Origin of the sequence: Thermomonas sp. (genome assembly GCF_029945965.1) — a bacterium.
Lineage (GTDB): Bacteria > Pseudomonadota > Gammaproteobacteria > Xanthomonadales > Xanthomonadaceae > Thermomonas.
Genome location: NZ_JAQSDO010000008.1, coordinates 268,571 through 281,426, shown reverse-complemented (window position 1 = coordinate 281,426; position 12,856 = coordinate 268,571). Strand labels below are relative to the sequence as shown.

The 12,856-nt window shown below is 64.1% G+C and carries 14 protein-coding genes; 11 read left to right on the top strand and 3 right to left on the bottom strand.

All coding sequences use genetic code 11. The features are described 5' to 3' along the window. Nucleotides 1-102: 102 nt before the first annotated feature. From PSV05_RS04335 to aroE, 5 genes are all read left to right on the top strand, one after another. Nucleotides 103-942, top strand: coding sequence for a glycosyltransferase family 2 protein (locus PSV05_RS04335; protein ID WP_300061980.1), 840 nt, complete (start codon nucleotides 103-105; stop codon nucleotides 940-942). Between the two features lie 41 nt (nucleotides 943-983). Then, complete coding sequence (locus PSV05_RS04330; RefSeq protein ID WP_300061977.1) at nucleotides 984-1,988, top strand: pteridine-dependent deoxygenase; 1,005 nt, start codon at nucleotides 984-986, stop codon at nucleotides 1,986-1,988. Between the two features lie 93 nt (nucleotides 1,989-2,081). Next, a complete protein-coding gene (locus tag PSV05_RS04325) occupies nucleotides 2,082-2,330 on the top strand; it encodes a hypothetical protein (RefSeq protein WP_300061974.1) in 249 nt (82 codons plus the stop codon). A gap of 37 nt (nucleotides 2,331-2,367) precedes the next feature. Continuing rightward, on the top strand, nucleotides 2,368-3,360 hold the full coding sequence (hemB, locus tag PSV05_RS04320) for a porphobilinogen synthase (protein WP_300061971.1): 993 nt from the start codon (nucleotides 2,368-2,370) through the stop codon (nucleotides 3,358-3,360). Nucleotides 3,361-3,394: 34 nt separating this feature from the next. Next, on the top strand, nucleotides 3,395-4,240 hold the full coding sequence (aroE, locus tag PSV05_RS04315) for a shikimate dehydrogenase (protein ID WP_300062267.1): 846 nt from the start codon (nucleotides 3,395-3,397) through the stop codon (nucleotides 4,238-4,240). 31 nt (nucleotides 4,241-4,271) lie between these two features. Here the strand turns inward: aroE and PSV05_RS04310 are convergent, their stop codons facing one another. Further along, complete coding sequence (locus PSV05_RS04310) at nucleotides 4,272-4,808, bottom strand: gamma carbonic anhydrase family protein (RefSeq protein ID WP_300061968.1); 537 nt, start codon at nucleotides 4,806-4,808, stop codon at nucleotides 4,272-4,274. Nucleotides 4,809-4,860: 52 nt separating this feature from the next. Between PSV05_RS04310 and PSV05_RS04305 the strand changes: the two genes are divergently transcribed. After that, nucleotides 4,861-6,264, top strand: coding sequence for a coniferyl aldehyde dehydrogenase (locus PSV05_RS04305; RefSeq protein ID WP_300062264.1), 1,404 nt, complete (start codon nucleotides 4,861-4,863; stop codon nucleotides 6,262-6,264). Nucleotides 6,265-6,360: 96 nt separating this feature from the next. Here PSV05_RS04305 and PSV05_RS04300 read toward each other — a convergent pair whose 3' ends face one another. Then, nucleotides 6,361-8,409, bottom strand: a complete 2,049-nt coding sequence (locus PSV05_RS04300) for a M13 family metallopeptidase (RefSeq protein WP_300061965.1) — start codon at nucleotides 8,407-8,409, stop codon at nucleotides 6,361-6,363. Between the two features lie 135 nt (nucleotides 8,410-8,544). Between PSV05_RS04300 and xth the strand changes: the two genes are divergently transcribed. Next, nucleotides 8,545-9,318 carry an exodeoxyribonuclease III gene (gene xth / locus PSV05_RS04295; protein ID WP_300061963.1) on the top strand — a complete coding sequence of 258 codons (774 nt, stop codon included), beginning with the start codon at nucleotides 8,545-8,547 and terminating at the stop codon, nucleotides 9,316-9,318. A 79-nt stretch (nucleotides 9,319-9,397) separates the two neighbouring features. Here xth and PSV05_RS04290 read toward each other — a convergent pair whose 3' ends face one another. Further along, nucleotides 9,398-9,646: a GlsB/YeaQ/YmgE family stress response membrane protein gene (locus PSV05_RS04290; RefSeq protein ID WP_300061961.1), complete on the bottom strand. Its 249-nt coding sequence runs from the start codon at nucleotides 9,644-9,646 to the stop codon at nucleotides 9,398-9,400. 134 nt (nucleotides 9,647-9,780) lie between these two features. Between PSV05_RS04290 and PSV05_RS04285 the strand changes: the two genes are divergently transcribed. Genes PSV05_RS04285 through PSV05_RS04270 form a run of 4 tightly spaced genes read left to right on the top strand, consistent with a single transcriptional unit; the run spans nucleotide 9,781 to nucleotide 12,826 of the window. After that, nucleotides 9,781-10,368: a 4'-phosphopantetheinyl transferase superfamily protein gene (locus PSV05_RS04285; protein ID WP_300061958.1), complete on the top strand. Its 588-nt coding sequence runs from the start codon at nucleotides 9,781-9,783 to the stop codon at nucleotides 10,366-10,368. Beyond that, nucleotides 10,365-11,006 (top strand): 16S rRNA (guanine(527)-N(7))-methyltransferase RsmG, encoded by a 642-nt coding sequence (gene rsmG, locus PSV05_RS04280; RefSeq protein WP_300061955.1) that lies wholly within the window; start codon nucleotides 10,365-10,367, stop codon nucleotides 11,004-11,006. The genes PSV05_RS04285 and rsmG overlap by 4 nt, the downstream gene beginning before the upstream one ends. 60 nt (nucleotides 11,007-11,066) lie before the next feature. Further along, nucleotides 11,067-11,882: an AAA family ATPase gene (locus PSV05_RS04275; protein ID WP_300061952.1), complete on the top strand. Its 816-nt coding sequence runs from the start codon at nucleotides 11,067-11,069 to the stop codon at nucleotides 11,880-11,882. Beyond that, the gene (locus tag PSV05_RS04270; RefSeq protein ID WP_300061949.1) at nucleotides 11,879-12,826 is read left to right on the top strand and encodes a ParB/RepB/Spo0J family partition protein; all 948 of its coding nucleotides are present in this window, start codon (nucleotides 11,879-11,881) and stop codon (nucleotides 12,824-12,826) included. The genes PSV05_RS04275 and PSV05_RS04270 overlap by 4 nt, the downstream gene beginning before the upstream one ends. Nucleotides 12,827-12,856: the final 30 nt, after the last annotated feature.

The window sequence follows — 12,856 nt, the reverse complement described above, 5'->3', positions numbered from 1 at the left end:
TCCTCGCTTGATCGGGTTCGCGCCCCCGCGCGTAGCCCCTGATGCTAACGCGCGACGGGCTTGGCTACCCGTGACCAAAGGCACGGCTGGCATAATCCGGCGATGCAGAATCCTTCCCCGGCTTCGATCCCGGCTCCGACATTGACTCCAGAGCGCATCGCCGTAGTGATTCCGGCCCTGAACGAGGCCCTGCGCATCCGCGACGTGGTGCTGTCGGCCCTGCGCCACTGCCCGAACGTGATCGTGGTCGATGACGGCTCCGACGACGGCACCGCCGAGGCCATCACCGACCTGCCGGTCAGCGTGCTGCGCCATGCCACCCGCATGGGCAAGGGCGCGGGCCTGCGTGATGGCTTCGCCGAGGCGCTGCGCCTGGGCTTCGATGCGGTGCTGAGCATGGACGGTGACGGGCAGCACGATGGCAACGACATCCCGCGCTTGCTCGCTGCCGCCAATCGCTACCCTGGCTGGATCGTGATCGGCGCACGCCTGCGCAAGCGCGCCAACCAGCCGACCTATCGTCGCCTGGCCAACGAATTCGGCGACTGGGGCATCACTTGGGGCACCGGTTACCAGATCGCCGACAGCCAGAGCGGGCAGCGCCTGTACCCGGCCGCGGTGTGCGCACTGACCGACATTCCCGGCGAAGACTTCGTGTTCGAGGCGCAGATCGTGATGTCGGCGGCGCAGCGGCTGGGTACGCGCTGCGTGTCGGTGCCGATCGAGGCGCGCTACAACCAGGTGCATGGCGCGCCCACCTTCCGGCCCAGCCATTTCCGCCCGCTGCGCGACCTGTGGCGCATCACCAGTCACATCGTTGCGCAATGCGTGCGCCGCGGCGGCCTGTGGCAGGTGCGCCGGCAGGCGCGCGCCAATCCGCCGGTGATCGACGATCCCAGCGGGGAATTCGCATCCGCAGCACCACTGGCGCAGACGCAGTAAGCCAAGCCCTGCACATGCCGCGCGCTATCATTCGCGCCCCGATGCCAGTACTCACCGATCCCATTCCGAATCCGTCCGCCGCTGGCTTGCGCGTGGACTACCGGCATGCGCCGCTGGACAGCCTGCTGGCCGATCCACGCCTGCTGGCGGTATTCGGATTCGGCGTCGATGCAGCCGCTTCGCATGCCGACCCGCGTTACCTGCACGTCGCCTTGCCGGCGTTGGGAAGTCCGCCGCATGAATGCTGGCTCGTCGATGGCGACGTACAACGTGGCCGCGACCGCGGCATCGCCTGGAGCACGGGTGGCGGCCTGCAGTTTTGCGCGCTGGAAGTCCACGACGACGGCGATATCGAGACAGCCGCTGCACAGGCCTATCAGCGCTTGCAGGCATGGCTGGCAGAAAGCCGTCATCCGCATGTGCTGCGGATCTGGAATTACCTGGACGCAATCACCAGCGGCGATGGCGACGACGAGCGCTATCGCCGGTTCTGCGTCGGCCGCGCACGCGGGATCGGGCGCGAGATTCCCGCACACTTGTTACCGGCGGCCACCGCGATCGGGCATCCGCAGCCGACCGGGCGCTTCCAGTTGTACTGGCTGGCCGCGCACTCGGCTGGCACCCCGCTGGAAAATCCGCGACAAACCCAAGCCTGGCGCTACCCGCGCCAATACGGCCCGCAGGCGCCCGGATTCGCCCGCGCAATGCTGCCGCCCGCCGATGCGGCAATGCCGCTGCTGTTGTCCGGCACCGCGGCGGTGGTCGGGCATGCCTCGCAGCATGGGGATTCGCTGGCCGCGCAACTGGATGAAACCCTGGCCAACCTCGACAGCCTGATCGCGATAGCACGCACGCAGCGACCGGCGCTGGCCGCGCATTTCGGCGCGTACTCAAGGCTCAAGGTCTATGTACGCGATGCCACATCGATGCAGCGCGTCGACGAATTGCTGCGCGAACGCCTGCCCGATGGCACGCCGCGGATCGTGTTGCAGGGCGTGGTCTGCCGGCGCGATCTGGCGGTGGAAATCGACGGCGTGCACGCCTGACGCCGTTGCGCGCTGCGAGACGGAACATGCGCGCGACTTGAATTGATGCGCAGCGACGGCATATCGGCAAGACACCAACCGGGGAATCAAGCAATGGGACTGATCAGCGTGCTGTGGGGCATCGTGGCAATGGTCTGGATGATCGTCGCCCTGATCCCGGTGATAGGCATCACCAACTGGCTGCTGATTCCGTTTGCGGCCATCGGCGCGATCATCGCCGCGCTCGGTATTGTGCTGAGCCGACCTGGCTACCGGGGCCGTGCCAAGGTGGGACTGGTCCTCAACGTGGTGGTCGTGGTGGTTGCCACGCTGCGGTTGGGGATGTTTGGCGGCGTGTTGTAGCCGGCCGACCCCTTGCGGGCAGCGTAAACTCTCCGCCATGAGCTATCCCTATATTCGCCCGCGGCGGATGCGCCGTGATGAGTTCTCACGCCGCTTGATGCGCGAGCACGTCCTGACTGCCAACGATCTGATCTATCCGGTATTCGTGCATGAACTGGATGGCCGCGCGCCGATTGCATCGATGCCGGGCATCGAACGGGTATCGATCGATGAACTGCTGCGCGTCGCCGAAACCGCCAGCGAGCTGCGGGTGCCGGCGCTTGCGCTGTTCCCGGTCACCGCACCCGAAGCAAAGTCGCTGACCGCCGAAGCCGCCTGGGACGACGACGGCCTGTGCCAACGTGCGGTGCGCGCATTGAAGGCGCGCTTCCCGGAACTCGGCGTGATTACCGATGTGGCGCTGGACCCGTACACCAGCCATGGCCAGGACGGCCTGGTCGACGACAGCGGCTACGTGGTCAATGACGACACCGTGGAAGCCTTGGTCAAGCAGGCGCTCAGCCACGCGCGCGCTGGCGCCGACGTGGTCGCGCCCAGCGACATGATGGATGGCCGCATCGGCGCGATCCGCACGGAGCTTGAAACCGAGGGCTTCATCCACACCCGCATCCTGGCCTACAGTGCCAAGTACGCGTCGAGCTTCTATGGCCCGTTCCGCGATGCGGTGGGCAGTGCCGGCGCGCTCGGCAAGGGCAACAAATACACCTACCAGATGGACCCTGCCAATTCCGACGAGGCCCTGCGCGAAGTCGCGCTGGACCTGGACGAAGGCGCGGACATGGTGATGATCAAGCCGGGCTTGCCGTACCTGGACATCGTGCGGCGGGTAAAGGACGAATTCGGCGCGCCGACCTTCGTCTACCAGGTCAGCGGCGAGTACGCGATGCTCAAGGCCGCCGCGCAGAATGGCTGGCTGGACGAACGCGCCTGCGCGCTGGAAGCACTGACCAGCATCAAGCGCGCGGGCGCCGATGGCGTGCTCACGTATTTTGCCCTCGACGCCGCGCGTTGGCTGCGCGAAGCAGACTGAACAACTTCCCAGGAATCCTGCCGTGAGCCAACCCATGAATCAACACTTCGCCGTGTTCGGAATGCCGATCTCGCACTCGCTGTCGCCGCGGATCCATGCCGCGTTCGGACGACAGACCGGCATCGCCCTGGACTATGTCGCGATCGAAGCCGGTCCCGCGGATTTCGCGACAAAGCTGCAGGCGTTCGCCGATGCAGGTGGCGTCGGCGCCAACATCACCCAGCCGCTGAAGGGGCTGGCCGCGGAATTGGCAACCACGCTGTCCGAACGTGCGCAACGCGTGGGCGCCGTCAACACCCTGGTGCGCAGTGAGGACAATCGCTGGCATGCGGACAATACCGATGGCACCGGCCTGATCCGCGACCTGGCCATGCGCCACGGGCTTGACCTACGCGAGCGGCGCACCCTGATCGTTGGTGCTGGCGGTGGTGCGCGCGGGATCGCGCCGGCCCTCCTGGATGCCGGCATCGGCGAACTGTTCATCGTCAACCGCACACCCGAACGCGCCGATGCGCTGGCCGACATGCTCGGCAGGCCGGGTCACGTGCATGCACGCTATCTGGGTGACGTCGCCGTCCTGGGTGAATTCGACCTGGTCATCAATGCCACATCGGCCAATCGCGGCGGAACGCTGGCGCCACTGCCACGCTCACTGGTCGGTCGGCGCACTGCGGCGGTGGACCTGAGCTATGGCGAGGCGGCGATCCCGTTCATGGCCTGGGCCCGCGCCACCGGCTGCTACGCGGCCATTGACGGGCTGGGCATGCTGGTCGAACAGGCTGCCGAGAGTTTCAAGCTGTGGCATGGCGTGCGCCCGGATACGAATCCGATATTCACCGAACTGAGCAGCCATTCCGCGGGATTGGTGACGGCGGACTAATAGCGCGATGCGGTTTCGAGTGAGGCCAGTGTCAGCTGGCCGACAGATACTGATCTTTCAGCCGCACGTAGTGGCCGGCGCTGTAATACAAAGCCTCGATTTCGGCATCGGAAAGCATCCTGACTTTCTTGCCCGGGTTACCGAGCCACAGTTCGCCCTCGCCGACGACTTTCCCAGGTGCGATCAACGCACCAGCGCCAACGAATCCATGTTTCTTCACCATGGCGCCATCCAGCACGATCGCGCCCATCCCGATCAGCACCGCGTCCTCGATCCGGCAGGCATGGATGATCGCCTTGTGGCCGATGGTGACGTCCTCGCCAATGATGGTCGCGAAGCCACCGAGCTTGGCGTGCGGGCCATCGTGGCTGACATGCACCACGCTGCCGTCCTGAATATTGGTGCGCGCACCGATGCGGATGAAATTGACGTCGCCGCGCACAATGGTGCCTGGCCAGATCGAGACATCGTCGCCCAGCACCACATCGCCGATCACGGCAGCATCCAGGTCCACATAGACGCGTTCGCCGACGCTGGGGGTGTGCTGAAGATAGGGACGCAGATGCATGTTCGAAATCCTGTCACGGAAATTGGAGGCCGTCATGAATATACTCGGCCGTATGGAAAACACCGCCGTCACCAATATCAACGAACTCGCCCCGACCCTGTCCCGCCTGCGCGACAGCTGGCAGGCACGCAAGCCGGACTACGCGCAACGCCGCGATGACCTCAAGCGCCTGCGCGCAGCGTTCAAGGCGCGGCTGGATACGATGGCCAACGCAATCTCGGAAGATTTCGGTGGACGCTCGCGGCACGAGTCGCTGATCGCCGATGGGATGACCGTGCTCGGTGAGATCGACCATCTGCTCAAGCACCTGCGCGGCTGGATGCGGCCCAAGCGGATTGGCGTGGGTATCAAGTTCTGGCCGGCACGGGCGGAATTGCGCGCGCAGCCCGTCGGCGTGGTTGGCGTGATCGCGCCGTGGAACTACCCGGTGAATCTTGCGCTGGTGCCATTGGCGACCGCGATTGCCGCCGGCAACCATGTGTTCCTGAAGCCGTCCGAACACACGCCGCGCAGCGCAGAATTCCTGCGCGAGCTGCTGACCGAGGTATTCCCGCCGTCACGCGTCGCGGTGGCGTTGGGTGGCGCCGAGGTCGCCTCCGCATTTGCCGCATTGCCGCTGGACCATCTGGTGTTCACCGGTTCGACCGCGATCGGTCGCAAGGTCATGGCCGCCGCTGCGCCCAACCTGACCCCGCTGACGCTGGAACTCGGCGGCAAGTCCCCGGCGATTATCTGCGACGACTTTCCGATTGAAAAAGCCGCGGCGCGGTTGGCCACTGGCAAGTGGTTCAACGGTGGCCAGACCTGCATCGCACCGGATTACGTGATGGTCGATGCCGACCGTCGCGCTGCGCTGGTCGAGGCCTTGAAGCGTGAAGTCGCCGCGCGCTACGGCAGCGGCAACGACGCCGACTTCACCCACATCGTCAATGACGGCCAGTACGCACGCCTGCAGGGCTATCTGGACGATGCGCGAGAGCGCGGCGCACAGGTGATTCCGCTGGGCGAGAGCGATCCGGCAACACGTCGCTTCGCCGCCACGCTGGTGCTGGATGCCGATGACGATACCAAGCTCATGCAGGAAGAAATCTTCGGTCCGATCCTGCCGATCCGCGGCTATCGCAACCTCGACGAAGCCATTGCCCACGTCAACGCCAACGACCGGCCACTGGCGCTGTATCCCTTCAGCCACGATCACGCGCAGGTTGAGCGCATCCTCGGCAAGACACTTTCCGGCGGCGTCACCGTCAACGACACCCTGCTGCACTTCGGCATCAATGCGCTGCCATTCGGTGGCATCGGTGCCAGCGGGATGGGTGCGTACCACGGGCGTGCCGGCTTCGACGCGTTCAGCAAGCAGTTGCCGATCGTCTGGCAAACGCGACTTGCAGGCAGCGATCTGCTCAAGCCGCCTTATTCGAAGGTCGACCGCTTCATCAAGCTGCTGCTGCGCTGAGTTTGCACACAGACAAAAGGCCGGCGAGTGCCGGCCTTCTGCATTGGGTCAAGCAACCTGCGACTTGATTACCAGCCCGTGCTTACCCGTCTGTGATTACCAGATGCGCACGCGCTGGTCCGGCGGCAAGTACATCTTGTCGCCCGGCTTGACGTTGAACGCGGCGTACCACGGGTCGAAATTGCGCACCGGTCCATTCGCGCGGAACATCGCCGGCGAATGCGGATCCGACTTGATCTGCGCCACCAGCGCCTGGTCGCGATACTTACCCTTCCAGACTTGGGCGAAGGCCATGAAAAAACGCTGGTCGCCGGTCAACCCGTCGATCACCGGCGCCGGCTTGCCCTTCAGGCTGAGGTGGTAGGCGGTATAGGCCATCGACAGACCACCGAGATCGCCGATGTTCTCGCCCATCGTCAGCGCGCCATTCACGCAGACCTTCTCGACCGGACAGTAGGCGTCGTACTGCGCGCCGAGCGCCTTGACCCGGGTTTCGAAGCGGGCACGGTCTTCATCGGTCCACCAGTTGCGCTGGATGCCTTCCCAGTCCGACTTGCTGCCCTGGTCGTCGAAACCGTGGCCCATTTCATGGCCGATCACCGCACCGATTGCGCCGTAGTTCACTGCCGGATCGGCGTTGATGTCAAAGAACGGCGGTTGCAGGATCGCGGCCGGGAACACGATTTCGTTGAAGCTTGAGTTGTAGTACGCATTGACTGTCTGCGGGGTCATGAACCACTCGTCGCGATCGGTCTTCTTGCCGATGCGCGCGTTCTGGTCATCGAGGTAATACTTGCGCATGGCCAGCACGTTGGCCATCAAGTTGTCCGGGGTAATCTTTACGCTGCTGTAATCCTTCCACTTGCTCGGGTAACCGATCTTCGGGCGGAACGAATCGAGCTTCTTGTAGGCCTCGGTCTTGGTCGCATCGCTCATCCAGTCGATCTTGCCCAGGTTCTCGCGCAGCGCAACGCGCAGGTTGGCAACCAGCTGGTCCATCGCCGCCTTCGCTTCCGGCTTGAAGAACTTGGCGACATAGATCTGGCCGACCGCATCGCCCAGGCCCTGGCCGCCGCCGACCAATCCAATAGCGCGTTTCCAGTCGTCGCGCTGGGCCTTCTGGCCAGACAGCACGGTGCCATTGAACGCGAACGCCGCGTCATCAATTTTCTTGCTCAGCAAGCCGGCGTTGTTGTCGATCGCACTGATGGTCAGGTAGTCGCGCCAGACATTCAGCGGCGTCTTGTTGACGATGGCGATGATCGGGCCAACCGCATTCGGCGTGCTGACGTTGACCTCGGCCGGGATCGGCAGGCCCTGCGCCTTGAGCTGCGCGTTCCAGTCATAGCCCGGATAGAGCTTCGACAGGTCGGCGAACTTGGTCAGGTTGTAAGTCTTGTCGCGGTTGCGCAGCTCGGCGCGATCCCAGGTGGCCTTGGCCAGCTCGGTTTCCAGCGCCATGACGGCCTCGGCGCGGGCCTTGCCGTCGGTCACGCCATCGAAGCCCAGCATCGTCTGCATGTGCTTGATATACGCGGCGCGGATCTCGACGAAACGTGGATCCTGGTTGACGTAATAATCCTTGTCCGGCAGGCCGAAACCGCCGACCCCAATACCGATCAGGTAGCGGTCGGGATTCATGCGGTCCAGGCTGACCCCGGCGCCGATCGGCGCATTGGTGCCGGTCACATCGGATTCGCCGAAGAGCTTGATCAGCGCCGGCATCGACGTGACTGCCGCGATCTTGTCCAGCACCGGCTTGAGCGGCGCGATGCCGGCAGCATTACGCGCATCGCGGTTCATGTAGCTGTTGTAGTAGTCGCGGACCTTCTGCTCATTGCTGCCCGGCTTGAGGTCGGTGCGCTTGGCGATGGCATCGAAGATCTGCCGGGTCTGGGCCTCGGAATCGTCGCGCAGGGCGCGGAACGAACCGAAGCTGGTCTCGTCGTCCTTCAGCTGGTAGCTGTCCAGCCACTGGCCGCTGGCATAGCGGTTGAAATCGTCGCCCGGCTTGACCGACAGGTCGCGCGAGCTGAGGTCGACGCCGAACGTGCCCAGCTTCGGGGTCGCCTTGTTGGTGGTGGCCGCGAAGGCGGTGGCGGTGAGCACGCCGGCCAGTGCCAGCGCAATCAGGGTGCGGTTCATGTCGAATCCTTCTGGATGTGAACTCCTAAGCGTACCCGGCATGCCGGGTAGTGGAAGTGCCAAAGGTCGGGTAGGCCGGCTTGTACACTGCCCTGCCCTGCCGTGCCATGGCCGCCAACCGATGAGACTCGCCAGATGAAGATTGCCAGCTGGAACGTCAATTCCCTCAATGTGCGCCTGCCGCACCTGCAGCAGTGGCTGGCCGATTTCGGCCCCGATGTGGTCGGCCTGCAGGAAACCAAGCTCGAGGATCACAAATTCCCGGAGGACGCGCTGCTGGCCGCCGGCTACCGCAACGTTTTTGTTGGCCAGAAGACCTACAACGGCGTGGCGATCCTGGCCCGGCACACAATCAGCGACGTACAGGCTGGCATCCCCGGCTTCGACGACGTGCAGGCGCGCGCGATTGCCGCGACAGTCAATGGCGTGCGCATCGTCAATCTGTATGTGGTCAACGGCCAGGATATCGGCACCGAGAAATACGCATACAAACTACGCTGGCTCGACGCAGTGCACGGCTGGTTGGCGGACGAACTGCGCTCGCACCCGCAGCTGGTTGTAATGGGCGACTTCAACATCGCTCCCGATGATCGCGACGTCAACGATCCGGCGGTCTGGAACGACGACCATATCCTGACTTCAACCGCCGAGCGCGCGGCGCTCAAGCGCCTGCTCGACCTCGGCCTGCACGACGCGTTCCGCCTGCACAACAACGAGGCCGGCATCTTCAGCTGGTGGGATTACCGGCAGGCCGCGTTCCGCCGCGATCTGGGCCTGCGCATCGACCTGACCCTGGTATCCGATGCGCTCAAGGAACAGACCGTCGATGCCGACATCGACCGCACGCCGCGCAGCTGGGAGCGTCCCAGCGACCACACGCCGGCGTGGGTGCAACTCGCCGCCGATTGAACCTGCACCAACGCAAAGGCCCGGCACATTGGCCGGGCCTTTGCATTCACATCCATGTGGATAAACTTCGCTTGTTGGCTTAGCGCACGCGACCGCGGCGGAACAGGTTGATGACCGCGAGCAAAATGATCGCGCCGATCAGCGCCGAAACATAACCCATGGCGCCGCCACCGCCAATCAGCGGGGCAATCAGCCAGCCGCCCAGGTAGGAACCGACGATGCCGACGACAACATTCAGGATGATGCCCTGCTGCCCGTCGGTCTTCATTACGATGCTGGCGAGCCAGCCGATGATGCCGCCAATAATCAACCAGATGATGAAACCCATGGCCTGCTCCTTCTTTGATGTAACTCCCCTCGCGCCATTGCGTGGAGGTACGGCTGTAGTGTCCAACTGCGGATGTGATGACGGCGTCGGGATTCCCCTGCATGCCGTGCCGAGCTCAGTAAAGTCACGATGAGATGAAGGAAACAACACGCCAGGATTTCACCATCGACGGCATCGCCTGTCGTTGGCAGGCGCAGCTTCCCGACACGTTCGGCAGTGCGCACAATTGGTTATCCGGTATCGCCGGCCATGCACTTGCAGGCCAGTTGCAACGCGATGTCCGCGGTCGTCCAAGGCTGCCGGCAGGAAGTGGCGACATCAGCTGGTCGCATAGCGGCGGTCGCATGTTGCTGGCCCATGTCGCGTCCGGAAGCATCGGCGTCGATGTCGAAATGCCGGCACGGCGCGTGGATGCCCTGCACATCGCACGGCGCTACTTCGCAGACACAGAAATCGCCATGCTCGAAGCACTCGAGGCCGAACCGCGTCATGCAGCATTCCTGCATCTGTGGTGCGCCAAGGAAGCCGTGCTCAAGGCACACGGTCATGGCATCGGGTTCGGGCTGTCGCGGGTGGCGTTCGATGTCACCAACGATGCATTGCGCATGCTCAATTGTGATCCGGCATTGGGCGATGTCGCCGACTGGCGGCTGCATGTGTTCGCGCCGGAACCCGGCTACCTGGCCGTGCTGGCCTTCTACGCCGGCATACTTCGCACATGAACGATGCCGTCGCCGCGCTGCGCCCCGAACTGGAATCCGGCCTGTCCGAATTAAGCCTGGAAGCCACGCTTGCAGAACCGCTACTGGCGTATTTGACCTTGCTGCAACGCTGGAACCAGACCTATAACCTGACCGCGATCCGCGACCCGCACGAAATGCTGGTCAAGCACCTGCTGGATTCGCTGGCGATGCACACGCACCTGGCCGGCATCGACACGCTGGCCGATCTCGGCACCGGCCCCGGCCTGCCCGGCATCCCGCTGGCGATTGCGTTGCCACAACTCCAGGTCACCCTGGTCGAAAGCAACGGCAAGAAGGCGCGTTTCCTGCGCGAGGCCGTGCGCCAGCTGCAACTGAACAACGTCAAGATCGCCGAATCGCGGATCGAGGCATTCGATGCGCCCGACCAGTTCGATGCGATCACCGCGCGCGCACTGGCCAGCTTGCCGCTGATCCTGGAACTCGGCGGCCACCTGTTGACGCACACCGGCCGCCTGCTGGCGATGAAGGGCGTGCTGCCGGTCGATGAGATCGCCGCGCTGCCGGCGGGCTGGCAGCTGCTGGCCACGCATGCGCTGCAGGTACCGGGGCTTGGCGCCGAGCGCCACCTGGTCGAAGTGGGCAAAACGCTACGCTGAGGCATAATCGGCAACCCGGTGTCGCGTCGATCCCGGATCTGCGAAGGAATCACACGCCGCATGGCTCGCATCATCGCCATTGCCAACCAGAAAGGCGGGGTCGGCAAGACCACAACCGCGGTCAATCTGGCCGCCGCGCTGGCGCGCACGCCCAAGCGCGTCCTGTTGATCGACCTGGATCCGCAGGGCAACGCGACCATGGGTAGTGGCATTGAAAAGCGCGAGCTGGAGATGTCGACCACGAATGTCTTGTTGGGCGAAGCCGACGCGCGCAGCACGATTGTTCGCAGCGAAGATGGCTTCGACCTGCTGCCGTGCAACATTGACCTGACGGCTGCCGAGATCCAGTTGATGGATCTGCCTAACCGCGAACAACGGCTCAAGCAGGCACTGGAGCCGGTGCGCGGCAATTACGATTTCATTCTGATCGATTGCCCGCCTTCACTGTCACTGCTGACCTTGAATGCATTGACCGTCGCTGATTCGGTGCTGGTGCCGATGCAATGTGAATACTACGCACTGGAAGGCCTGAGCTCATTGCTGAGCACGATTGATGCATTGAAGCGCCGGCTCAACCCGAAACTCGAGATTGAAGGCGTGCTGCGTACCATGTTCGACGTGCGCAACAACCTGGCCAATGCGGTGTCGGCCGAACTCACCAACCATTTCGGCGAACTCGTATTCCGTACGATTGTTCCGCGCAACGTGCGCCTGGCCGAAGCGCCCAGCCACGGCCAGAGCATCCTCGGCTACGACAAGGCCAGTCGCGGCGGCGTGGCGTATCTTGGCTTGGCCGGCGAAGTGTTGCGCCGGCAGCGCGAACGCGAATTGGCACAGAAGAACGAACTCGCCAAAACAAGGGAGAACGCCGCATGACAGGCGCCAAGGACGCGCCCAAAAGCGCACCAAAGAGTGCAGCCAAGAAGCGTGGCCTCGGTCGCGGACTGGAAGCATTGCTAGGCCCCAAGGCTGCGGACGTGCAGCCATTGCAGGCATTGCCGGGCGACCAGCTGCGCACCTTGCCGGTCGACGCGATGGTGCCGGGCAAGTTCCAGCCGCGACGTTCGATGGACGAGGCGAAGTTGGAAGAACTCGCCGCATCGATCCGCGCGCAGGGCGTGATCCAGCCAATCGTCGTTCGCGAGCAAACCGACGCCGATGGCCGTGGTGGCCGCACCTACGAGATCATTGCCGGCGAACGCCGCTGGCGTGCGTCGCAACGCGCCGGCCTGAAGGAAATCCCGGCCGTGGTGCGCGTGGTCGACGACCGCACCGTGGTGGCGATGGCGCTGATCGAGAACATCCAGCGCGAAGACCTCAATCCGCTCGAGGAAGCGCAGGCGCTGCAGCGGCTGATCGACGAATTCGACCTCACCCATGCCGCGGCCGCCGAGGCCGTCGGCCGTTCGCGTGCAGCGGTATCCAACCTGCTGCGCCTGCTGGAACTGCCGGCCGATATCCGCGTAATGGTGCAGACCGGCGCACTGGAAATGGGCCATGCGCGCGCGCTGCTGCCACTCGCGGCGCCGATGGCGATCTCACTGGCCAAGCAGGCCGCCGAACAGGGATGGTCAGTGCGCGAAGTCGAACATCGCGTGCAACAACTCGCCAGCGGCAAGGCGCCCACGCCGCGCGTCACCGGCAAGGCCAAAGCCAAGCCGCAGGCCGATATCGTTGCGCTCGAGCGCGAACTGTCGGAAACCCTGGGCAGCCGCGTCGACGTGGTCAATGGTCGTGGCAACAAAGGCCGACTGGTCATTCATTACGCCAATCTTGAAACTCTCGACGGCGTGCTGGAACGCCTGCGCAACAAGTCGTGAGCGCAGACCTCGTAAGCGCTGATCGCATGG